This window comes from Saccharopolyspora pogona (genome assembly GCF_014697215.1).
In the GTDB taxonomy this organism is placed as follows: domain Bacteria; phylum Actinomycetota; class Actinomycetes; order Mycobacteriales; family Pseudonocardiaceae; genus Saccharopolyspora; species Saccharopolyspora hattusasensis.
Genome location: NZ_CP031142.1, coordinates 7951240 through 7973043 on the forward strand (window position 1 = coordinate 7951240; position 21804 = coordinate 7973043).

The 21804-nt window shown below is 70.3% G+C and carries 19 protein-coding genes; 14 read left to right on the top strand and 5 right to left on the bottom strand.

Annotated elements, in window-relative coordinates:
- Positions 1–31 precede the first annotated feature (31 nt).
- Positions 32–655: a nucleoside/nucleotide kinase family protein gene (locus DL519_RS37565; RefSeq protein ID WP_190821907.1), complete on the top strand. Its 624-nt coding sequence runs from the start codon at positions 32–34 to the stop codon at positions 653–655.
- A 21-nt stretch (positions 656–676) separates the two neighbouring features.
- On the opposite strand, the gene DL519_RS37570 is transcribed toward DL519_RS37565, so the two are convergent.
- Together DL519_RS37570 and DL519_RS37575 are read right to left on the bottom strand one after the other, a co-directional pair.
- Positions 677–865, bottom strand: coding sequence for a hypothetical protein (locus DL519_RS37570; RefSeq protein WP_168584971.1), 189 nt, complete (start codon positions 863–865; stop codon positions 677–679).
- On the bottom strand, positions 865–1338 hold the full coding sequence (locus tag DL519_RS37575) for a hypothetical protein (RefSeq protein WP_190821909.1): 474 nt from the start codon (positions 1336–1338) through the stop codon (positions 865–867). Before DL519_RS37575 ends, DL519_RS37570 begins: the two co-directional genes overlap by 1 nt.
- 149 nt (positions 1339–1487) lie before the next feature.
- Here DL519_RS37575 and DL519_RS37580 point away from each other — a divergent pair, with 149 nt between their 5' ends.
- Both DL519_RS37580 and smc read left to right on the top strand, forming a co-directional pair.
- Positions 1488–1781, top strand: coding sequence for an acylphosphatase (locus DL519_RS37580; RefSeq protein WP_190821911.1), 294 nt, complete (start codon positions 1488–1490; stop codon positions 1779–1781).
- A gap of 117 nt (positions 1782–1898) precedes the next feature.
- Positions 1899–5633 (top strand): chromosome segregation protein SMC, encoded by a 3735-nt coding sequence (gene smc, locus DL519_RS37585; RefSeq protein WP_223840003.1) that lies wholly within the window; start codon positions 1899–1901, stop codon positions 5631–5633.
- Between the two features lie 22 nt (positions 5634–5655).
- Here the strand turns inward: smc and DL519_RS37590 are convergent, their stop codons facing one another.
- Positions 5656–6108 carry a hypothetical protein gene (locus DL519_RS37590; RefSeq protein ID WP_190821913.1) on the bottom strand — a complete coding sequence of 151 codons (453 nt, stop codon included), beginning with the start codon at positions 6106–6108 and terminating at the stop codon, positions 5656–5658.
- Positions 6109–6200: 92 nt separating this feature from the next.
- On the opposite strand from DL519_RS37590, the gene DL519_RS37595 reads away from it, so the two are divergent.
- On the top strand, positions 6201–6869 hold the full coding sequence (locus DL519_RS37595) for a hypothetical protein (RefSeq protein WP_190821915.1): 669 nt from the start codon (positions 6201–6203) through the stop codon (positions 6867–6869).
- Positions 6870–7324: 455 nt separating this feature from the next.
- Here the strand turns inward: DL519_RS37595 and DL519_RS37600 are convergent, their stop codons facing one another.
- A complete protein-coding gene (locus DL519_RS37600; protein ID WP_190821917.1) occupies positions 7325–8833 on the bottom strand; it encodes a sodium:solute symporter in 1509 nt (502 codons plus the stop codon).
- A 9-nt stretch (positions 8834–8842) separates the two neighbouring features.
- On the bottom strand, positions 8843–9982 hold the full coding sequence (locus DL519_RS37605) for an anhydro-N-acetylmuramic acid kinase (protein ID WP_263399840.1): 1140 nt from the start codon (positions 9980–9982) through the stop codon (positions 8843–8845).
- A gap of 232 nt (positions 9983–10214) precedes the next feature.
- Between DL519_RS37605 and ftsY the strand changes: the two genes are divergently transcribed.
- From ftsY to DL519_RS37650, 10 genes are all read left to right on the top strand, one after another.
- On the top strand, positions 10215–11630 hold the full coding sequence (gene ftsY, locus DL519_RS37610; RefSeq protein ID WP_397545013.1) for a signal recognition particle-docking protein FtsY: 1416 nt from the start codon (positions 10215–10217) through the stop codon (positions 11628–11630).
- A gap of 58 nt (positions 11631–11688) precedes the next feature.
- Positions 11689–12174, top strand: a complete 486-nt coding sequence (locus tag DL519_RS37615) for an MFS transporter (protein WP_223840428.1) — start codon at positions 11689–11691, stop codon at positions 12172–12174.
- A 57-nt stretch (positions 12175–12231) separates the two neighbouring features.
- Positions 12232–12360, top strand: coding sequence for a hypothetical protein (locus DL519_RS49230; RefSeq protein WP_263399766.1), 129 nt, complete (start codon positions 12232–12234; stop codon positions 12358–12360).
- Between the two features lie 122 nt (positions 12361–12482).
- A complete protein-coding gene (locus DL519_RS37620; RefSeq protein ID WP_190821919.1) occupies positions 12483–13820 on the top strand; it encodes an ammonium transporter in 1338 nt (445 codons plus the stop codon).
- Entirely contained in the window at positions 13817–14155 is a 339-nt protein-coding gene (locus DL519_RS37625) for a P-II family nitrogen regulator (protein ID WP_168584962.1), read from the top strand. Before DL519_RS37620 ends, DL519_RS37625 begins: the two co-directional genes overlap by 4 nt.
- A gap of 1001 nt (positions 14156–15156) precedes the next feature.
- The gene (locus tag DL519_RS37630) at positions 15157–15741 is read left to right on the top strand and encodes an AAA family ATPase (RefSeq protein ID WP_223840004.1); all 585 of its coding nucleotides are present in this window, start codon (positions 15157–15159) and stop codon (positions 15739–15741) included.
- Positions 15742–16043: 302 nt separating this feature from the next.
- The gene (locus DL519_RS37635; protein ID WP_190821921.1) at positions 16044–17786 is read left to right on the top strand and encodes a DEAD/DEAH box helicase; all 1743 of its coding nucleotides are present in this window, start codon (positions 16044–16046) and stop codon (positions 17784–17786) included.
- 254 nt (positions 17787–18040) lie between these two features.
- Positions 18041–19585: a signal recognition particle protein gene (gene ffh / locus DL519_RS37640; RefSeq protein ID WP_190821923.1), complete on the top strand. Its 1545-nt coding sequence runs from the start codon at positions 18041–18043 to the stop codon at positions 19583–19585.
- On the top strand, positions 19582–20658 hold the full coding sequence (locus DL519_RS37645) for a metal-dependent hydrolase family protein (protein ID WP_190821925.1): 1077 nt from the start codon (positions 19582–19584) through the stop codon (positions 20656–20658). The genes ffh and DL519_RS37645 overlap by 4 nt, the downstream gene beginning before the upstream one ends.
- Positions 20659–20864: 206 nt before the next feature.
- Complete coding sequence (locus DL519_RS37650; protein ID WP_223840005.1) at positions 20865–21719, top strand: CPBP family intramembrane glutamic endopeptidase; 855 nt, start codon at positions 20865–20867, stop codon at positions 21717–21719.
- Positions 21720–21804: the final 85 nt, after the last annotated feature.

The following is a 21804-nucleotide window of genomic DNA, read 5'->3' on the forward strand; positions in this document are numbered from 1 at the left end:
GTTCGCCAGGCCCGTTGCGCGGAGGTGTGGGTTGGTCGGGTATGTGGAGCTGGTCAAGCGGGCTCGGGAGTTGGCCGCGAGTGGGCAGCGGCAGATCTTGGGGATCGCGGGGGCTCCCGGGGCAGGGAAGGGGACCGTGGCCGAGCGGGTTTTGCGGGAGCTCGGCGGCTCCGCCGTTCTCGTGCCGATGGACGGGTTCCACCTGGCCAATGCCCAGTTGCGGCGGCTTGGGCGGGCGGACCGGAAGGGTGCTCCCGACACCTTCGACGCCGCCGGGTACGTCGCGCTGCTGCGGCGGATTCGGGAATGCGGCCCGGACAGCGTTTACGCCCCCGAATTCCGCCGGGAGATCGAGGAATCGTATGCGGGGGCGATTCCTATCGAGCCCGGTGTTCCGCTGGTGATCACCGAAGGCAACTACCTGCTGCTGGACATGCCGCCCTGGTCGGCGGTTCGGGATTTGCTCGACGAAGCCTGGTTCCTCGCGCCTGATGACGATGTCCGGGTGCAGCGGCTTATCGCGCGGCACATCAGTTACGGGCGGACGCCGGACGAGGCCGAGGAGTGGGTTTACCGGAGCGACGAGCGGAATGCCGCAGTCGTCGCGGCGAGTCGGGAGCGGGCCGATCTCGTTGTTGTCGGCGATCCGCAGTGATTTCCCGGCGAGGGGTCTGCGTCAGCGTTCGGCGAGTTCCGCCCGCACGTCGTCGGGGATGCGGCCGGTGTGGTCGATGGGCGTCCACGGCTCGCTGCGGATCCACTGCGAACCGCAGCCGCGGCAGGCCAGCAACGGAAACCCGTTGAGCTGCTTGGGAGTCCGGTGCCACGAGCACAGCGACCGGCAGGAGTGCACGGCCAGCGTCATCAGTCGTCACCATCGAACGTCTGCGAGTCGGTGGGATCCGTCGTAGTGGGCGGCTCGGTCGTCGGCGTGGGCGGTTTGGTCGGGGTCGTGGGCTCGGTGATCGTCGGCGTAGGAGACGGCGTCGGGTGCGGCTCCGGCGGCATCGGCGCCGGGGCATCCGTGGGGGTTTCGCTGCTGGGCAAGGGCAACGTGGACGACGACGCGGACTTGCTCCTGCTCGTGGACGTCTCCGAAGCTTCGATGCTGCTCATCTCCGGCGGGGGCAACAGCGGTGGCGTGGCGAACGTCTCCGCCGGCCGGGACGTGGCGGTCGGCTTCAGCGTGAAGTCCGGCGTCGCCGCGTCGCGCTGCTGCGCGCCGACGACCGCCGCGGCGGTCGTCGCGAAGACGGTGGCCACCGCAATGCCCGACACGGCCAGCATCACCAGGCGCTTCGGCCGGGCGTCCGGGTCTTCCAGCAACATCGGGTCCATGGGTCCCCACTCGTCTCGCCGGGCGGCCTGCCCCGAAACACCCGGCCGCCGCCAGAATCGGGCGGATCATACCGGCGTCCCGGGCGGCCGTGGCGATTGGCGCAAGCCGCCGGAGGTGCCGGACGCGCGGTCGGTGGCCGTGCGGCATCATGCCAGGCGTGACGGATTCGCAGTGGGCACGGCTGACCGCATGGGTGCACGGGCGGGTGCAGGGCGTAGGTTTCCGCTGGTGGACGCGTGCCCGGGCGCTGGAGCTGGGCCTGGTCGGCAGCGCCACAAACCGGCCCGGCAGCCGGGTCGAGGTGGTTGCCGAAGGTCCCCGGGAAGCCTGCGAGAAGCTGCTGGCCGCGCTGCGCTCTGGCGAGACCCCGGGCCACGTCGACCACGTCGCGGAGCAGTGGTCCGACCCCAAGGGCGGCCTGACCGGTTTCATGGAGCGCTGAACGCTTTCGTTTCCGCTCACCAGCGGTTCTGCGCGGTTGCGGACGGCCGCAGCGGTAGGCTCTGCCGGATGTGACCGCCGGTCAACCAGACGAACCACGGGAAGGTCGATCGTAGCCGTGCACCTGAAGAGCCTGACGCTGAAGGGGTTCAAGTCCTTCGCCTCGGCCACCACGCTGCGCTTCGAACCCGGCATCACCTGCGTCGTCGGCCCGAACGGCTCGGGCAAGTCCAACGTGCTCGACGCGCTGACCTGGGTGATGGGCGAGCAGGGTGCGAAGGCGCTGCGCGGCGGCAAGATGGAAGACGTGATCTTCGCGGGCACCGCGGGCCGCGCCCCGCTGGGCCGCGCCGAGGTCACACTGACCATCGACAACTCCGACGGCGCGCTGCCGATCGAGTACACCGAGGTGTCCATCACCCGCCGGATGTTCCGCGACGGCGCCAGCGAGTACGAGATCAACGGCAACTCGTGCCGGCTGATGGACGTGCAGGAACTGCTGTCGGACTCCGGCATCGGCCGCGAGATGCACGTCATCGTCGGGCAGGGCCAGCTTTCCACGATCCTGCAGGCCAAGCCCGACGAGCACCGCAGGCTCATCGAAGAGGCCGCGGGCGTGCTGAAACACCGCAAGCGCAAAGAGAAAGCGCTGCGCAAGCTCGACGCGATGCAGGCCAACCTGACCCGGTTGACCGACCTGACCAGCGAGCTGCGCCGCCAGCTCAAGCCGCTCGGCAAGCAGGCCGAGATCGCGCGCAAGGCGCAGACCGTGCAGGCCGACCTGCGGGACGCCCGGCTGCGCCTCATCGCCGATGACCTGGTCACCGCCCGCGCCGACCTGGCCCGCGACGAGGCAGACCAGGAAGCCGCGCGGGCCAAGCGCACCGAGGTCGAGCGCGCGCTGCAGTTCGCGCAGTCCGAGGAGAAGAACCTCGAAGAGAAGGTCGCCGCCGACGCGCCGCGGCTGTCCCGCGCGCAGGAGACCTGGTACCGGCTGTCCGCGCTGGAAGAACGCTTGCACGGCACGCTGCGGCTGGCCGCCGAACGCCACCGGCACCTCACCGCCCAGACCGAGGAGCACCGCCCGGGCCGCGACCCGGACCAGCTCGACGCCGAGGCCGAAGAGGCCGCCGAGCAGGAGATCGAGCTCCGCGAGCAGGTCGAAGAGGCCCGCGAGGCGCTCAACGAGGTGGTGCAGCGCCGGTCGGAGCTGGAATCCGCGCTGAAGCAGGCCGAGCACGCGCACCTGGCCGCGGTGCGGGCGATCGCCGACCGCCGCGAAGGTGCCGCCCGGTTGTCGGGACAGGTCGAGTCGTTGCGCGGCAAGGTCAGTGACACCGCGGAGGAGATCGAGCGGCTGTCGGACTCGCTGGACGAAGCCACCGCGCGGGCCGAAGAAGCCGAGCGCGCGCTGGCCGACGCCGAAGAGGAGAGTGGCGGCTACGACTCCGACGACGCTGGGCTGCAGGAACGCCGCGAAGGCGCGACCGAAGCGCGCGACGCCGCGCGGGCCCGCGTCGAGGAGTTGGTGAAGGCCGAGCGGACCGCGGAGCGCGAGATCGCGTCCTGGAAGGCGCGCGTCGAGGCGCTGTCGATGGGCTTGCAGCGCAAGGACGGCGCGGGCGCGCTCATGTCGGCGGGGGACCGGGTGCCGGGCCTGCTCGGCTCGGTGGCTGCGCTGCTCACCGTCGAACCTGGCGCGGAGGCCGCGCTCGCCGCGGCGCTGGGCGCCGTCGCCGACGCCGTCGCGGTTCGCGGCGTCACCGACGCTGTGACGGCCCTTGAACTGCTGAGGGCGGACGAAGCGGGCCGCGCGGGGCTGCTCATCGAATCCGCTGTGGACATGGATCGGTCGGGTTGGCCGCAGCTCGCCGGCTCGGCGCGCTGGGCTGCCGACCTGGTCAGCGCCCCGGACGGGTTGCGCGGCGCCGTGGCGAAGGCGCTCGACAAGGTCGCGGTCGTGGACACGCTGGCCGACGCCCAGGAACTCGTGCAGCGGCACCCCGAAATCCGCGCCGTCACCACCAGCGGCGATGTCCTCGGCGCGCATTGGGCCGCCGGCGGCTCCGACGACCGGCAGAGCACCATCGAGGTGCAAGCCGCCGTCGACGAAGCCGAACGCGAGCTCGTCGCCGCCGGGCGACGCCTGGAACAGCACTCCGCGGCGTTGGAAGGCGCGCGAGCCGAAGAAGAAGCGCGGCGCGCCGAAGTCCGCGCCGTGCAGGAGCAGATCAACGACGCCAAGGTGCGGCGGGCCCGCAGCACCGAACGGCTGTCCGGCCTGCAACGCGCGGCCCGCGCCGCCACCGCCGAGGTCGACCGGATCCGGCAGCAGCGGGTGAAGATCGAGCAGTCCCGCGAACAATCCCTCGTCAAGCTCGCGGAACTCGAAGAACGCCTGAGCATCGTCAAAACCGAACAAGACGAAGCGGCGGAACCCGACACCGGCGAACGCGACCGGCTCAGCACCGAGCTGAACGCGGCGCGGCAACAGGAAATGGAAGCCCGCCTCACCCAGCGCACCGCCGAAGAGCGGGCGCGCGCCGTGCAGGGACGCGCCGATCAACTGCGCCGCGCGGCCCGCCACGAGCGCGAAGCGCGTTCCCGCGCGGAAGCGGCGCGCAAAGCGCGGGAACGCGCAGCGCGCGTGACGCAGGCCGTTGTCACCGGCTGCGAGACAGCGCTGGAGCGCATTGCGCTGTCGCTGAGGGCCGCGACGGAGGAGCGGGACGTCGCGCAGGCGAAGCAGAGCGAGCACGAGCAGGCGCTCGGCGCCGTGCGAGCGCGAGTGCGCGAGCTCAGCGGGGAGCTGGAGAAGCTGACCGATGCGGTGCACCGCGACGAAGTCGTGCGTGCGGAGCAGCGGTTGCGGATCGAGCAGCTGGAAACCAAGATCATCGAGGACTTCGGGATCGGGCTGGACGACCTGGTCGACGAATACGGCCCCACCGTGCCGATTCCGCCGGGACCCGCCGAGATCGCCGAGTACGAGGCGGCCAAGGAACGCGGCGAGGAGGTCAGCGCGCCGCCGCCGGTGCCGTTCGACCGGGCCACCCAGGAGCGCCGCGCCAAGCGCGCCGAGAAGGACCTCTCCCTGCTGGGCAAGGTGAACCCGCTGGCACTGGAGGAGTTCGCCGCGCTGGAGGAGCGCTACAAGTTCCTATCCACCCAGCTCGAAGACCTCAAGGACAGCCGCCGCGACCTGCTCAGCGTCGTCAAGGAGGTCGACGACAAGATCCTCGAGGTCTTCACCTCGGCCTTCCACGACGTGGCGAGGGAATTCGAGACGGTCTTCAAGGTCCTGTTCCCCGGCGGCGACGGGCGGCTGATGCTCACCGACGAGAACGACCTGCTGACCACCGGTGTCGAGGTCGAGGCCCGGCCGCCGGGCAAGAAGGTCAAGCGCCTGTCGCTGCTGTCCGGTGGCGAGAAGTCGCTGACCGCGGTGGCCATGCTGGTGTCGATCTTCCGCGCCCGCCCGTCGCCGTTCTACGTGATGGACGAGGTCGAGGCGGCGCTCGACGACACCAACCTGCGGCGCCTGATCACACTCCTCGACCAGCTGCGCACGACCTCCCAACTGATCATCATCACGCACCAGAAGCCGACGATGGAGATCGCCGACGCCCTGTACGGCGTGACAATGCGCGGCGACGGCATTACGCAGGTGATTTCCCAACGCCTGCGAGGCAATTCCGGCAAGAAGCGCAAGGACGACGCCCCAGACGAGCCCGCCGAAGGCGACGTCGCAGCGGTGCTGGGCGCGCCGGGTGCGACATCAGGTGGCACCGACGGCGGCGCTGTTGCGGCGTCGGAAAGTGCTGCGGGAGAACCGGGTCCCGGCACGGAGTAGTCGTGCCGCCGCCAGGAACCGGTCAGCCGGTGGTGCCGAGGGCGTAGCCGACACCGAAGGCGACGAGCGCCGCGACCAGTGCGAGGCCGAACGCCACCGACCAGCCCGGCTGCGCCTGCGGCCGACGGTCCCGCGACGGCTTTGACGGTGAAATCCGCTGCGGCGCAGCGCGATTCCACAACTCCGGCCGCCCCAGCTCGGCCTGGCAGGGCGCGCACTCCCACAGATGGGTGCGCACCATGAGCCACTCGACGTCGCCTAACGCGTCCGCCGAATACGCGCCGAGCTTTGCCCGGAGATCCGCATGATCGATGTTCTGCACCGCAGCCCCCATCCGCAGCCACGCTGATCGTTTGGGTAGATCATCGACCTGGCGGGACCCCCGCTGAAGGCCGGGCCGGGTATTAGTGTGGTCGGCCACCTCGGTTTCAACGCCCGGATCCGGATGCGGGACGATGTCTCCGCGGTCCGGCATCGATCCTCGGGGGCAGATGTCGACCGGACACCGGGCGCGGATGTTCCCGCATCACCCCGAGTGCGGGGTCCCACCAGGTACAGGAGGCTTCCATGACCAACCCGTACGGCCCCCCGCCGGGGCAGCAGCCATATCCGCCGCAGGGCCAGCCGATGCCACAGCCCGGTGGCTACGGCCCGCCGTCCGGCCCGATTCCGCAGCCCGGTGGTTATGGCCCGCCGTCCGGTCCGATGCCGCAGCTGGGCGGCTACCCGCAGCCCCAGATGCAGCCGGGAATGCAGCAGCCCATGCCGCAGCAGGGCGGGTACCCGCCGCAGCCGCCGGCTCCGGCCGCGCCGCAGGGCCAACCGATGGCGCCGCCCCCGCCCGGCATGGGGCGCATCGTGATCGACTGCTCGTACTTCTGGCTCGCGTTCATGCTGATGTTCTTCAAGCCGCAGGTCACCATCAACGGGCAGCCGGGGCCGATCTTGACCTGGGGCAAGACGCCGGTCGACCTGCCGCCCGGCCAGTACCAGATCGGGATCCACGTCAACTACCTGTGGCGGGTCGGCGAGGCGACCGCGGTAATCCCGGTCAACGCCGGCCAGCAGGTCGACGTCCACTATGCGGCGCCGGTGATCGTCTTCATGAACGGTGCCATCGGCCCGACCCCGCAGAAGGCGCCGGGCGTAGGCCTGGCCCTGGGAATCATGGGCGGCAGCCTGGCGCTGTGCTTCCTGATCACCCTACTGTCGATCATCTCGATCGCGGCCGGCTGAGCGGAGCGGCTGACTGGGGCCAATGTCGTCTGTGATTCTTTTGGGCTGCTGTGGCTGCCCCCAAAAGACCCCAAAAGACTCACGGGTTGGGCGCTGTTCCTATCTCTCGCCCGATCCGACCTGGCGACTCGTCGACGTCGATCTGCCAGCCGAAGAGCGCCCCGTAGAAGTCGCGGGCCTTGCCGGCATCCGCGGCAGGTGACCGCCGTGAGCGCTTTTGGGTGCTATGGCACCCAAAAACACTCACGGGTGTTTTTGCGAAGGTGACCATCGGCACCCGGGCAACACCAGCACCAAGGACAGCGGGCACACCACACGGTGGTGACAAGACCATGCTGGACCGAGGCGAGCAACTCGTGTTGTTCCCAGATCTCCACGACCGTTTGGGAGATCACCGGATCAGCCCGGCTCCGGATGACGCGACCAACAATGGTCACTCACCCTAGGAACGGTACTCACGCGTTGTCGACCCGCTGCATGGCGGCTTCGGGCGCCGGCCGGGGGTGGCGCAGCGACAGCAGCCCGCCCACCACGAGCGTCACGATGACGCCGAGCGGCGTGTACCAGGGGAAGGCCAGCGCCTTCTCGCCGCCCTCGCCGTCGGGGAAGGTCACCCCGAGCACGAAGAACAGCACCACCACGATCGTCGCCACGAACGCGATCACCGCATCCGACTGCCGGGCCCGCTTCACCAGCAGCCCCAGCAGGAAAGCGCCCAGCAGCGCGCCGTAGGTGTAGCTGGCGATGCTCAGGCCGACCTCGACCACCGGGTTCTCGGTGCTGCTGAACATCGACGCGAACACCACGAACACCACGGCCCAGACGAGCGTCCAGCCCTTGCCCATCCGCAGGATCGTCGAGTCGTCGAGCTTGCGCTTCGAAATCCGCTGGTAGAGGTCGCTGACCGTGGACGTGGACAGCGAGTTCAACGAGGATGCCAGGGTGCTCATCGCGGCGGCCAGGATGCCCGCGATCATCAGCCCGGAAAGCCCGGGCGGGAGATCGTTGACGATGAACTGCGGGAACAGCTCGTCCTTGCTGGCCATTCCGAGCGCGGCGGGCTTGGCACCGTTGAAGAACGACCACAGCATCGTGCCGATGAACAGGAACAGGGCGAACTGCAGGAACACCACGACGCCACTGGCGATCAGCGCTCGCTGGCTGTCCCGGAGGTTCCGGCAGGCGAGCAGCCGCTGCACCATCAGCTGGTCGGCGCCGTGCGAGGCCATCGCGAACACGGCCCCGCCGATCACGGCGGTGAAGAACGCGTACTGGTTCGTGATGATCGACGAGCCGAAGTCCAGGAGCTCGAACTTGCCCGAGGCGAACGCGGTCGACATCCAGTCTCCGGGCAACCGGCTGGCGAGCACCACTGCGGCGAGGACCGAGCCGCCGATGTAGACGGCCATCTGGATGGCGTCGACCCACACCACGGCCTTGATGCCGCCGAGGTAGGTGTAGATCACCGTCATCACCGACAGGATCAGCACGATCTGCCAGTACGCCATGTTCACGCCGAACGCGGCCAGCATCACCTTCACCGGGATCGCGGTGGCGAACAGCCGCAGCCCGTCGGCCAGCAGCCGCGTCACCAGGAACGTCACCGAGGCGGTGCCCTGCAAACCGGAACCGAACCGCCGGCCGAGGAACTCGTAGGCGCTGACCAGGTTCCCGGCGTAGTACTTGGGCAGCAGCACGAACGCCACCACGATCCGGCCGATCAGGTACCCGATCGCGAGCTGCAGGTAGGTGAAGCTGCCGAGGTACGCCACCGTCGGCACGCTGATCACCGTCAGCGTCGAGGTTTCGGTGGCGACCACCGAGAAGCACACCGCCCACCAGGGCAGTTGGCGGCTGCCAATGAAGTAGTCCCGCGAGCTGCGCTGCCGCCCGCTGAGCAGCAACCCGAGTACCGGCATCGCGACCAGGTACAACCCGATCACGATGAGGTCGACAGATCGCATTGGAGCCTCCTAGGCGGTGTGGCCGGGCTGCAGTCGCAGCCGCCTCGGCTGCTGGATGGCGGGTTCGGGCAACCGCAGGGGACCGGAGCCCGGGGTGATGCTCCCCAGTCGCCGCGGTCCGACGGCGCCGGTGGTGCCCGGCGTGTTGCCGGTGATGCCGTGCCAGGTCAGGAATCCGAGCAGCGCCGTCAGGTGCGCTTCCTTGCCGTCGGCGGGCAGCCCGAGGTCGTCGCTGACGACGAGCGGAGCGTCCAGCCGACGGCGTAAGGCGGCCAGCAGGACGGGATTGCGCACCCCGCCGCCGGACGCGACGACCTTCGCCGCCTGCTCGGTGCGACAGGCGTCGGTGATGGTGCGCGCGGTGAGCTCGGTCAGCGTCGCCACCAGGTCACCATCGCCGACCTCGTCGGGCAGCTCGTCCAGCGTCCGGGCCAGGTAATCGGCGTTGAAGTGCTCCTTGCCGGTGGACTTCGGTGCTGGCCGCCGGTAATAGCCGTCGGAGAGCAGCAGTTCGAGCAGCTCGGGGTGCACGGTGCCGGTCGCGGCGATGCGCCCGTCGGTGTCCTGCGGGGTACCGGTGATCTGCCCGGCCGCGAGGTCGATCAGCGCGTTGCCCGGGCCGGTGTCGTAGGCCAGCGGGCGCCGGCCGCCGACGACGGTGATGTTGGCGATGCCGCCGATGTTCAGGGCTATGGTCGTGCCGGGCTCGTCGGCCAGCCACAGCGCGTCGAACGCGCCCGCCAGCGGGGCGCCCTGGCCGCCGGCGGCGACGTCCCGGGCGCGCAGGTCGGACACCACGGGCAGCCCGGTGGCCTCGGCGATCCACGCTGGCTGCCCGATCTGCAAGGTGCCGCGGACCCGTCCGTTGCCTTGGACCCAGTGGTAGATCGTCTGGCCCAGCGACCCGACGAGGTCGGCGCGGCCTCCCGCGAGCTCCACCCCGAGGCGGGCCGCCGCCGCCAGCTGCTGGCCCACGTAGGTGTCGAGCCGGCACAGGTCTTCGGCGCTGCAAGCGGCCGGCGGAAGCACGGCGAGCAACTTCTCGCGCAGGACTTCCGGGTAGGGGACAACGGTGGCTCCCAGCGGGCGGAGCTCCACGGTGTCGCCGTCCAGCCGCAGTTCGGCAGCTGCCACGTCGACGCCGTCCATCGACGTGCCGGAGAGCAGTCCGAGTACCCGCCACCAAGCCACGTATGTGGTGTATTCCACACCGGCCGGTAAATGCAAGCGTATCGCGGGCATTGTTGGTGAATTGCTCACTTAGTGTGCCGGAATTTTCCCGTGCCCGATTCCGCGCCCGGCGCGGTGGGCGGTGGCTGCGACGCGCCTCGTGCGCCGGGCGCGTTCCGGGGCCGGTATGACCAGGTGGGAGGATGGGCCCGTGACCACCTCAACCCTGATTCTGATCATCGTCGCCGTCGTGGTGGTGCTGGCGATCGCCGTGGTCGCCGGTGTCGCGCTCAACCGCCGGCGGCGGATCAGCCTGAGCGAACGGGACGAAAACGCCGGCCCGACCGAGGCCGTCAAGGGCGGCGGATATCGCGCCGACGGCGGAATCAGCCTGTCCAGCGGCGGCACCACCACGGCGGCCCCGCCGGAGCATCCTGCGGGCGAGCGCACCGAGATGGAGGGCCAGCCCGGGGTAGGCGACGACGCGGCGGTGCCCCGCGACAGCGAGCGCCGCGGCATCGTGGATGTGCAGCTGCCGGACGGCTCGACGGCGACCGAAGAGGCACCGGTTGAGGAGCCTCCGGCGAAGGAGCCGCCGGTCGAGGCCCCGCCGGCCGAGGTCCCGGAGCAGGAACGCGTCGAGCCGGTGCCGGAGCCGGCGCCCGCGGTGCCCGAGGAGATCGAGGAGATCGAGCCGACCTCGGGGCGGCTGGAGCGGCTGCGCGGCCGGCTCTCCCGCTCCCGGTCGACCTTCGGCCAGGGCCTGCTGGGCCTGCTCGGCGCGGGCGACCTCGACGAGGACTCCTGGGAGGAGATCGAGGACACCCTCCTGCTGGCCGACCTGGGCGCGGCGACCACCACGGAGATCACCGAGCGGCTGCGCACCGAGATCGCCACGCGCGGCATCCGGACCCCGGACGAGGCGCGCGCACTGCTGCGCGAGGTCCTGGTGGACGCCCTCGGCCCGGACATGGAGCGCGCGGTCCAGGCGCTGCCGCACGGCAACCCGGCCGACGGCGGGAAACCGGCCGTGGTGCTGGTCGTCGGGGTCAACGGCACCGGCAAGACCACCACCACCGGCAAGCTGGCGCGGGTGCTGGTCGCGGACGGGCGGACGGTGCTGCTCGGCGCGGCCGACACGTTCCGCGCCGCGGCCGTCGAGCAGCTCGCCACCTGGGGGCACCGGGTGGGTGCCGAGGTGGTGCGAGGAAAGGAAGGCGCCGACCCGGCGAGCGTGGCGTTCGAGGCGGTCAGCCGCGGCAGCGACACCGCGGTGGACGCGGTCCTGGTCGACACCGCGGGCCGGCTGCACACGAAGACGGGCCTGATGGACGAGCTGGGCAAGGTCAAGCGCGTCGTGGAGAAGAAGGCCCAGGTCGACGAGGTGCTTCTGGTGCTGGACGCGACGACGGGCCAGAACGGCCTGACGCAGGCGCGGGTGTTCTCCGACGTCGTCGCCGTGACGGGCATCGTGCTGACCAAGCTGGACGGCACGGCCAAGGGCGGCATCGTCTTCCAGGTCCAGCGGGAGCTTGGTGTCCCGGTGAAGCTGGTGGGCCTCGGAGAAGGCCCGGACGACCTGGCGCCCTTCGAACCAGGAGCCTTCGTGGACGCCCTCCTGGGCTGACCCACCGACACCGCGGCCCCCGCACCACCTCTTCGGTGCGGGGGCCGTCCTTCCCGTCCTGCCGGCCCTGGTGATCAGCCTCTTCGCGCTGCGGCGCAGCTCTGGCGCACCGCCGCTGCCGTCGAGCGGCGGCCGGTTGTGGCGCAACCCGCTGGCCTGGCAGGTCACCGTCTTCATGGGGGTGCAGTCGGCGATGGCCTACGTCACGTTCGGCTGGCTGCCGACGATGCTGCAGAGCCGGGGCATGGGCCCCGAGATCTCCGGTCTGGCGCTGGGCATCCAGGCGGCGGTGCAGGCCGTCGGCTCGATGAGCGTGCCCGTGCTGTGCCACCGGCTCCGCGACCAGCGCTTGATCGCCGTGGTGCTGGCGGCGCTGCTCATGCTCGGCTTCACCGGCATCCTCGTCGGCCCGACCGCCGCGCTGTGGCCGGCGGTGGTCGTGCTCGGCCTGGCGCAGGGCGCGGCGTTCGGCTTGGCGCTGACGCTGTTCGGGCTGCGCTCGCCTGACAGCGACACCACGACGGCGCTGTCCGGGATGGCGTAGGGCGGCGGGTATCTCATCGCCGCCGCCGGCCCGCTCCTGATCGGGCTGCTGCACGACGTGACCGGTGGCTGGATCGCGCCGCTGGTGCTGCTGCTGGCCTGTTCGGCGGTCTGGCTCTGCATGGGCCTGCTGGCCGGGCGGCCGGTCCAGGTGCCTTCGGTGATCGGCGACGAAACACCGCGGTGATCTCACAACACGGCTGTAACGAGCGGTGAGCCGGAATTCACGGCCGCGTTACAGCGAAACGGGTCCCCTGAAACAGGCATTCCACAGGATGCGGGCCAACTCGGTCTGCATCGGGAGGCAATGTGAATTCAGGCGACACCGCATGGGTGCTCGTGAGCGCGGCGCTTGTCCTGCTCATGACCCCTGGTCTGGCGTTCTTCTACGGCGGCATGGTGCGTTCGCGCGGCGTGCTCAACATGCTGATGATGAGCCTCGGCAGCATCGGCGTGGTGGGCGTGCTGTGGGTGCTCATCGGCTACTCCACCGCGTTCGGCTCCGACATCGGCTCCGCCGGGCTGCTCGGCAACCCGGCGGAGTTCTTCGGGTTGAGCTCGCTGCTCGGGGAGGACCAGGTCTCCGGCACCATCCCGACGCTGGCGTTCGTCGGCTTCCAGGCGATGTTCGCGATCATCACCGTCGCGCTGATCTCCGGCGCGATCGCCGACCGGGCCCGCTTCGGCCCCTGGCTGCTGTTCGCCGGGCTGTGGGCCGTGGTCGTGTACTTCCCGGTCGCGCACTGGGTCTTCGCCTTCGACACGAAGGACGATGCGGGCAACGTGACCGCCGTCGGCGGCTGGATCGCCAACCGGTTGGCCGCGATCGACTTCGCCGGTGGCACCGCGGTGCACATCAACGCGGGTGCCGCCGCGCTGGCGCTGGCCCTGGTGCTCGGCAAGCGCCAGAGCTGGCCGAAGGACCCGGGCAAGCCGCACAACCTGCCGTTCGTGGTGCTCGGCGCGGGCCTGCTGTGGTTCGGCTGGTTCGGGTTCAATGCCGGATCGGCGCTGGCGGCCAACACCACCGCTGCGGTCACGCTGGTGAACACCCTGGTGGCGACCAGCGCCGCGACGCTCGGCTGGCTGCTCGCGGAGCGCATCCGCGACGGTCACGCCACCACGTTCGGCGCCGCCTCCGGCATCGTCGCGGGCCTCGTGGCGATCACCCCGGCCTGCTCCTCGGTGACCCCGCTGGGCGCGATCGCCGTCGGCGCGATCACCGGCGTGGTGTGCGCGCTGGCCGTGAGCCTCAAGTACAAGTTCGGCTACGACGACTCGCTGGACGTCGTCGGCGTGCACCTGGTCGGAGGCCTGATGGGCACCCTGCTGGTCGGTCTGTTCGCCTCGTCGGCCGCCCCGGCCGGGGTCGACGGGCTGTTCTACGGCGGCGGGTTCGACCAGCTCTGGCGGCAGGCCGTCGGTGCGGTCGCGGTGCTCGCCTACTCCTTCGTGCTCAGCCTGGTGCTGGCGCTGCTGGTCAAGGCGGTCGTCGGGTTCCGGGTGAGCGCCGAGGACGAGGCCGTGGGCATCGACGAGACTGAGCACGCCGAGACCGCGTACCACTTCGGCGCCGAGCGTTCCGCGCGGCGCTCCGCGGTGCCGGCCGACGAGGTCGAACGCAAGCTGGAGGGCAGCCGCGCATGAAACTGGTGACCGCGATCGTTCAACCGTCCAAACTGGACGACGTGAAGGACGCGCTGGAGCGGCTCGGGGTGCTGGGCATGACCGTCAGCCAGACGCAGGGCTACGGCCGCCAGAAGGGCCACACGGAGGTGTACCGGGGCGCCGAGTACGCGGTGGACTTCATCGAGAAGCTGCGGGTCGAGGTCCTCGTCGACGAGTCCAACGTGGACAAGGTGGTCGACGGGATCGTTACCGCCGCGCGCACCGGCCGGGTCGGCGACGGCAAGGTCTGGGTGACCTCGGTGGACACCGTGGTCCGGGTGCGCACCGGAGAAACCGGGGTCGAGGCGATCTGACCCGTTCCGGGCCGAGTCGAGGGGCACCTCCGATCCAACGGGTCGGCGGTGCCCTTCGCATTTCGCCTGCTCAAGGCCGGTGAGTAGAGACTGTTCCGCTCGTCATGCGTGGCGGTGCGGGTAGCGGAACCTGTTGGTGAATGGTCTGGGTGGGTGGTCGCTTAGCGGAACCTGAGAGGTTCCCTGGACTGCGGGTGCCCCTCCTGATGTATGTCCAATACGCGGCGGAGGGGCCGTCCTCGCCAGGAAACCTCTCAGAACCCGCCGATGGTCGTCTTGGCAAGGTGAATGCAAGCGGCTACGCCGCTTCCAAAGGCGCAGACGGCTTCGCCGACAGGCTCTCAGACGCAGCCTGGCCTCCGGTGTCCCCGATTTGTGCATGTCCAACGTGGCTTCGGGGACCGGCCTCGCCAAGAGCCCCGACCGACGGGGTGGGCGCGGCCTGAGAACCCGCAGCGGTGCCAGTTGTGGGGGTGGGCCAAGCGCCCCCGGCGCTTCAAAGGCAAAAGCCGACCCATGAGTGGTTTCCGGTGCGGTGGTTTCCGGTGCTATGGCGCCCAGCAGTGCTCATGGGTCCTGAACAGGCCAAACGTCCGGTCGTCGGCGTCGGGGTGAGTGGATTTCGCGGATCGGGCGGTGGCGAGTGCGTAACACTACGCAGCCGCACTCAGGGGGCTTCACGGTCTCGCGGAGCCCCGCCAGGCGGCAGACTTCCAAGTGCGACGCGGTAGAGGAGAAAACCGGAGGGGGCCCCGCCCGTACTGGGGGTCGGGCGGAAAAACCGGGCTTCGCGGTCGCGTTGGGGTCGCGTGGGTGGCCGGGGGGACACGGTCGCCCACGCGGGCCGGGTGCGATATCCCGTAGCGCACCAGGGGGATGGTGATGGTGCGGGAGGCGGCTCGTCCGGGGGGAGCGGGCCGCCTCCCGCTTCGCCGCGTTCGGTGGCGTTGCGCACTCGGGCGGCCGCCCAAGATTGATCAACGCGTAACCTCGATGTCGTCGTGGACATACCGGACGTACTTCCTTCGCCCGCCAGCCCGCCGCCGACGGTGCGCGTCGGCCGCCGCTCGCTCGTCGTCCTGGCCGGTCTGCCGGGCGCGGGCAAGAGCACGGTGCTCCGAAAGCTGCACGGCGGCAAGGACATCTCGACGCTGGACTCCGACCAGGTCCGCGCTCGGCTGCGCAAGGTCCTCCCGGCCCGCCTGCCCTACCGCTACTACCGCCCGCTGGTGCATTTGGTGCACCGCAGTCGCATCGCCTGGAAGTGCCTGCGCGCGTCCGGTCCGGTCGTCGCGCACGAACCGGCAACCCGCGCCACGACCCGCGTGCTGCTGCTGATGTTCGGTTGGCTCACCGGTCGGCAGCGGGTGCTGGTGTGGCTGCATGCGGATGCGCGCGAGGCGTTGGCCGGGCAGCAGGCACGCGGACGGCTGATCCGCTCCAGGTCGTTCCAACGGCACGTGCTGCGGGCCGACCGGATGCACCATCGGCTGCGCGGCGGCGCTGCGCCGTACGGCTGGTACCGGGTGCACCTGTTCACCCGGAATCAGGTCGAGGACGGCCTCCGGTTGGACGTCGTGGCGTGACCTACGTCCCGTTGGGCCGGGCCACCGCCGCGTGCCCAAATCCCGATCGCTAGGCTGGACGTCTGGCGCTGCGGCAGGAGGTCGTCGCGCCAGGCTGAGAACGATCGAGCTGCGGGTGACTGGCAACAGGGTGTGCGTCCAGCTGAGCGCGCGGTTCGAAATGCGCAAGCGGCGCCCCGCGGCGATATGAGCTTCCGAGCCGACGCCTAGCCGATCCCCCGGACCTCCCGGGCGGGCAGTGCAGGGCCGTTTCCGCAATCCATCAGCCCTTGTCGAGTCCACCGAGGAGACCCGCGTTCAGCATGCTGACCTTCGACGAACTTGATCTCGACCCGCGCGTCCGCCAGACGCTGACCGAGATCGGCTACGAGAACCCGTCGCCGATCCAGGAGAAGACCATCCCGCTGCTGCTGGAGGGCCGCGACGTGCTCGGCCTGGCCCAGACCGGCACCGGCAAGACCGCCGCGTTCGCGCTGCCCATCCTGTCCCGCCTGGACCTGGACGCCACCGGCCCGCAGGCCCTGGTGCTCGCGCCCACCCGCGAGCTGGCCATCCAGGTCGCCGAGGCGTTCCAGCGCTACGCCGCGCACATCCCCGGCTTCCACGTGCTGCCGATCTACGGCGGCACCAGCTACGGCCCGCAGCTCGCCGGCCTGCGCCGCGGCGTGCACGTCGTCGTCGGCACCCCCGGTCGGCTGATCGACCACCTGGAGAAGGGCTCGCTCGACCTGACCGGGCTCAAGAACCTGGTGCTCGACGAGGCCGACGAGATGCTGCGGATGGGCTTCATCGAGGACGTGGAGAAGATCCTGCAGTCCGTGCCGGCCAGTCGGCAGGTGGCGCTGTTCTCCGCGACCATGCCCGGCGCGATCCGCAAGATCAGCCAGAACTACCTCAACGAGCCGGTCGAGATCTCGGTCAAGACCAAGACCAGCACCGCGACCAACATCAACCAGCAGCACGTGCCGGTGCGCGCGGCGAACAAGCTGGAAGCGCTGACCCGGATCCTCGAAGTCGAGACCTTCGACGCGATGATCGTGTTCGTCCGCACCAAGCAGCTCACCGAGGAGCTCGCCGAGAAGCTGCAGGCCCGCGGCTTCAGCGCGGCCGCGATCAACGGCGACATCGCGCAGGCGCAGCGGGAGCGCACGATCGGCCACCTCCGGGAGGGCAAGATCGACATCCTGGTGGCCACCGACGTCGCCGCCCGCGGCCTCGACGTTGAGCGCATCTCCCACGTGCTCAACTACGACATCCCGCACGACACCGAGTCGTACGTGCACCGCGTCGGCCGCACCGGCCGGGCCGGGCGCAGCGGGGAGGCGATCCTGTTCGTCTCGCCGCGTGAGCGGCACCTGCTGCGGTCCATCGAACGGGCCACCCGCCAAAACATCCAGCAGATGGAGCTGCCCAGCATCGACGCGGTCAACGACCGGCGGCTGGCGAAGTTCGCCCAGAGCATCACCGACACCCTGGCCAGCGGCGGACTGGAGGTGTTCCAGGACCTGGTGTCGGAGTATGAGCGGACCCACGACGTGCCGGCAGCGGAAATCGCCGCGGCGCTGGCCGCCATGGCGCAGGGCGACCGGCCGCTGTTGCTGGACCCGGAGCCCGTCGAGCCGCCGGCCCGCCGCGGCGGCTCGTCCTTCGAGCCGACCACCTCGGAGACCGAGACCTACCGGGTCGAGGTCGGCCGCCGCAACCGCGTCACCCCGCGGGCCCTGGTCGGGGCGCTGGCCAACGAGGGCGGCGTGCCCAGCAAGTTCATCGGGCACATCGACATCCGCAACGAGCACACCCTGATCGAACTGCCCGCCGACCTGCCGGAAGAGCTGCTCAGCAAGCTGCGCACCACCCAGGTTGCCGGGCGTGGCCTGCGGATCAGCCGCGCCGACGGCGAGTTCATCAACCGCCGCCCGCGCCGCCCCGGCCGGGACCGGGACCGGGATCGGGATCGGGACAAGCCGCGGCCGCACCGCAAGGGCCAGCGCTCGCCGCAGTCCCGCTCGACGGGCAAGCGCGATTTGAGGCACAGCGGCGCGTAAGCGCCACATGGGGCGGCGGCCGGGCAAGGGGCCGGCGTACCCGCACAGCTGAGGTGTTCCGGGGGTTGGTCGGTTTCACGTGAAATCGGCCAACCCCCGGGTTGCACCCGTTTGCTCTGAGCCGCGCGCCGAGGGGACGGTCCCGCGATTCCTCGCGAAGTTGCGCTCCCCGGCCCACACCGGGCCACTGGCCCGGCCGGTTACCCTCGCATAGGTACCCAGGCACATCCATCGACTCTGGAGCCCGTGAACCCGTGTTCGACACTCTCTCCGACCGGCTCACCTCGGTCCTGACGAACCTGCGCGGCAAGGGGCGGCTGTCCGACGCGGACATCGACGCCACCGCGCGGGAGATCCGCATCGCCCTCCTCGAAGCCGACGTGGCGCTTCCCGTGGTGCGCAGCTTCATCAAGGGTGTCAAGGATCGCGCCAAGGGTGCCGACGTCTCGCAGGCGCTGAACCCGGCCCAGCAGGTCATCAAGATCGTCAACGAGGAACTGGTCATCATCCTCGGCGGCGAGACCCGTCGGCTGGAGTTCGCCAAGACGCCGCCGACCGTGATCATGCTGGCCGGTCTGCAGGGTTCCGGTAAGACCACGCTGGCCGGCAAGCTCGCCAAGTGGCTCGCTGGGCAGGGCCACACCCCGCTGCTCGTGGCCTGCGACCTGCAGCGCCCGAACGCGGTGAACCAGCTGCAGGTGGTCGGGGAGCGCGCCGGGGTACCGGTGTTCGCGCCGGAACCCGGCAACGGCGTCGGCGACCCCGTCGAGGTGTCCCGCCGCAGCATCGACGAGGCACGCCGGGCGCAGCACGACATCGTCATCGTCGACACCGCCGGCCGGCTGGGCATCGACGAAGAGATGATGAAGCAGGCCGCCGACATCCGGGACGCGATCACCCCGGACGAGATCCTGTTCGTGCTGGACGCGATGATCGGCCAGGACGCGGTGAACACCGCCGAGGCCTTCCGCGACGGCGTCGGGTTCTCCGGCGTGGTGCTGACCAAACTCGACGGCGACGCCCGCGGTGGTGCCGCGCTGTCGGTCCGCGAGGTCACCGGGCAGCCGATCATGTTCGCCTCCAGCGGCGAGCAGTTGGCGGACTTCGACGTCTTCCACCCGGACCGGATGGCCAACCGGATCCTGGGCATGGGCGACCTGCTCACCCTCATCGAGCAGGCCGAGCAGGTCTTCGACCAGGAGCAGGCCGAGCAGGCCGCGCAGAAGCTGGGCACCGGTCAGCTCACCCTGGAGGACTTCCTGGAGCAGATGCAGGCGGTCCGCCGGATGGGCCCGCTGCAGAACCTGCTGGGCATGCTGCCGGGCGCGGGCCAGATGAAGGAGCAGCTGGCCAACTTCGACGAGAAGAGCCTGGACCGCATCCAGGCGATCATCCGCGGCATGACGCCCGCCGAGCGGGCCGACCCGAAGATCATCAACGCCTCCCGTCGGCAGCGCATCGCGCGTGGTTCCGGGGTGGCCATCAGCGAGATCAACGACCTGGTCAACCGCTTCTTCGAGGCCCGCAAGATGATGCAGCAAATGGCGGGCGGCTTCGGCTTCGGCGGCGGTGGCGGGAGCAAGAACCGCAAGGGCAAGAAGGGGAAGAAGGGCAAGAAGGGGCGCGGTCCGACGCAGCCCAAGGGCATGCGCGGCCTGCCCGGTGGCTTCCCCGGCCTGCCCCCGGGCGGCATGGGCATGCCCGGCGCGGGCTCGGACCTGTCCAAGCTGGAAGGCGGCATGAACGACCTGCCGCCGGGCTTCGACCCGTCGAAACTGAACTTCGGCAAGAAGAATTGACCGTCCTGCACCTGCGCGCCGTCGTGCTGCCCGACGGCGCGCACCGGGAGCTTTGGGTGCAGGACGGGCTGATCAGGCTGGATCCGGTGCCCGGCGCCGAGACGGTGTTCGACGCCGGTTTCGTGCTGCCCGGCCTGGTCGACGCGCACTGCCACGTCGGCATCGGCACCCACGGCCCGGTGGAGCTCGACGAGGCCGCGGCGCAGGCGGAAGCGGACCGGGACGCCGGGACGCTGCTGATCCGCGACTGCGGCGCGCCGATCGATACCCGGCCGCTGCAGGAACGCGAGGACCTGCCCAGGATCATCCGCGCCGGCAAGCACCTGGCACGGCCCAAGCGCTACATCCCGTACCTGGCCGACCAGCTGGAGCACGAGGAGCAGCTGCCCGCCGCGGTCGCCGAGCAGGTCGCCTACGGCGACGGGTGGATCAAGCTCGTCGGCGACTGGATCGACCGGTCGGTGGGCGACCTCGCGCCGCTGTGGAGCGACGAGGTGCTGGCCGAAGCGATCTCGACGGCGCACCGGCTGGGTGCCCGGGTCACCGCGCACGTCTTCGGCGAGGCGGCGCTGCCCGGCCTGATCGAGGCCGGCATCGACTGCGTCGAGCACGGCACCGGGCTCACCGACGAGTCGGTCGAGCTGATGGCCCGGCACGGCACGGCGCTGGTGCCGACGCTGGTCAACGTCGAGAACTTCCCGTCCTTCGCGGCGGCCGCGACCAAGTACCCGACCTACGCGGCGCACATGACCGACCTCTACGAGCGGGCCGATCGAACGGTCGCGAAGGCGATCGAGGCGGGCATCCCGGTGTACGCGGGCACCGATGCCGGCGGCGGCATCGCGCACGGCCTGCTGGCCGACGAGGTGCTCGCGCTGCACCGGGTCGGGATGTCCACCGAGCAGGCGCTGGGTGCGGCGTCGTGGGCCGCCCGCGAGTGGCTGGGCTGGTCCGGGCTGGAGCACGGCGCCCCGGCCGACCTGGTCTGCTACGACGAGGACCCGCGCAAGGACCTGGCGGTCCTGCGCCACCCGAAGCGGATCGTCCTGCGCGGCAACATCGTCGGCGCATGACCTTCGCCCAACGGGCGATTCTGGCTTGGTGAAGGGCACCTTTGGCCGACGTGGACTGAAGAGCCGGCGTGGCCGGGCGAGGGTGCCCGTCATCCTTCACGCCAGCGGTTGCTTCCGGGTTCGATCTTCGATTCACCAGGTCATCGTGGGCGCGCGGCGCAGCGAGTTCGTCGAGCGCCTAGGGTGAAATCGTCGAGGGAGCCAATGTGGATGAGCTGCCCGAGCGGGAAGAGCGGGAGTTCCCGAAGCCACCTGAGGAACCGGCCCAGCCGCCGTCGACGCCGGCCGCGCGGCCGATGCCCCCGGCTGAGGACACCACCGACGCGGACCTGCACCCGCGGTTCTGGGAGGCGCAGCTGGAGGCTGCCCGCCGCGGCTCCCTGGCCTGGGGTTTCGCGGCGTTCTTCATCGGCTACGGCGGCTACTACCTGGTCGTGCTGATCCTCCACGCGATCCGGCCGTCGCGCGCCAACGGGTTCGACCCGACAGCGCCGCCCAACACCGGGCCGCTGCTGCTACTAGCCTTCGCCCCGAACATCCTGCTCGGCCTGGTGCCCGCGGCGTTCTCCTGGTGGCGCGGCAACGGGCTGCGCTCGGACTTCGGCATCCTGCCGAAACGGCGCGATTTCAAGGTGGGGCTGGCCTGCGGGGCCATCGCGCTGCTCGGTTCCTGGGTGCTGACAGTGGTGATAATCGCCATCTCCGGGCCGCCCCCGGAGACCGATCTGACCCGGCTGATGCAGGGCGAGCGGACCGTTTGGCTGTTCCTGTTCGCGCTGTTCGCCTTCCTCGGCGCCCCGCTGACCGAGGAGCTGCTCATGCGCGGTGCGCTCTGGGGCGCCCTGGAGCACTACCGCATCCCGAGGTACGCGATCCTGGTGCTGACCTCGTTGATCTTCGCGCTTATTCACCAGGAAGTGTGGCGCACGCCGGTGCTGTTCGTCGGCGGCCTGGCAATCGGGGCCGCGCGGATGATCACCGGCCGGGTGGCGGCGAGCATGATCGCGCACGCCACGAACAACTTCCTGCCCGCCTTGCTGCTGTTCGCCGTCGCCAGCTGAATATCGCTGCCGTCGGCGGTACCGGCGGGTATAGCCTGGCGACTCCGCCGGCGTCCGTACGCCGACATGATCAGGCAAGCGGCCG

What these genes read in the sequence shown, in the direction of transcription:
- DL519_RS37570 (WP_168584971.1), bottom strand. Translation starts at nt 865, where the DNA reads ATGACGCTGGCCGTGCACTCCTGCCGGTCGCTGTGCTCGTGGCACCGG.
- DL519_RS37575 (WP_190821909.1), bottom strand. Translation starts at nt 1,338, where the DNA reads ATGGACCCGATGTTGCTGGAAGACCCGGACGCCCGGCCGAAGCGCCTG.
- DL519_RS37580 (WP_190821911.1), top strand. Translation starts at nt 1,488, where the DNA reads ATGCCAGGCGTGACGGATTCGCAGTGGGCACGGCTGACCGCATGGGTG.
- DL519_RS37590 (WP_190821913.1), bottom strand. Translation starts at nt 6,108, where the DNA reads ATGCCGGACCGCGGAGACATCGTCCCGCATCCGGATCCGGGCGTTGAA.
- DL519_RS37595 (WP_190821915.1), top strand. Translation starts at nt 6,201, where the DNA reads ATGACCAACCCGTACGGCCCCCCGCCGGGGCAGCAGCCATATCCGCCG.
- DL519_RS37600 (WP_190821917.1), bottom strand. Translation starts at nt 8,833, where the DNA reads ATGCGATCTGTCGACCTCATCGTGATCGGGTTGTACCTGGTCGCGATG.
- DL519_RS37605 (WP_263399840.1), bottom strand. Translation starts at nt 9,982, where the DNA reads ATGGACGGCGTCGACGTGGCAGCTGCCGAACTGCGGCTGGACGGCGAC.
- DL519_RS37625 (WP_168584962.1), top strand. Translation starts at nt 13,817, where the DNA reads ATGAAACTGGTGACCGCGATCGTTCAACCGTCCAAACTGGACGACGTG.
- DL519_RS37635 (WP_190821921.1), top strand. Translation starts at nt 16,044, where the DNA reads ATGCTGACCTTCGACGAACTTGATCTCGACCCGCGCGTCCGCCAGACG.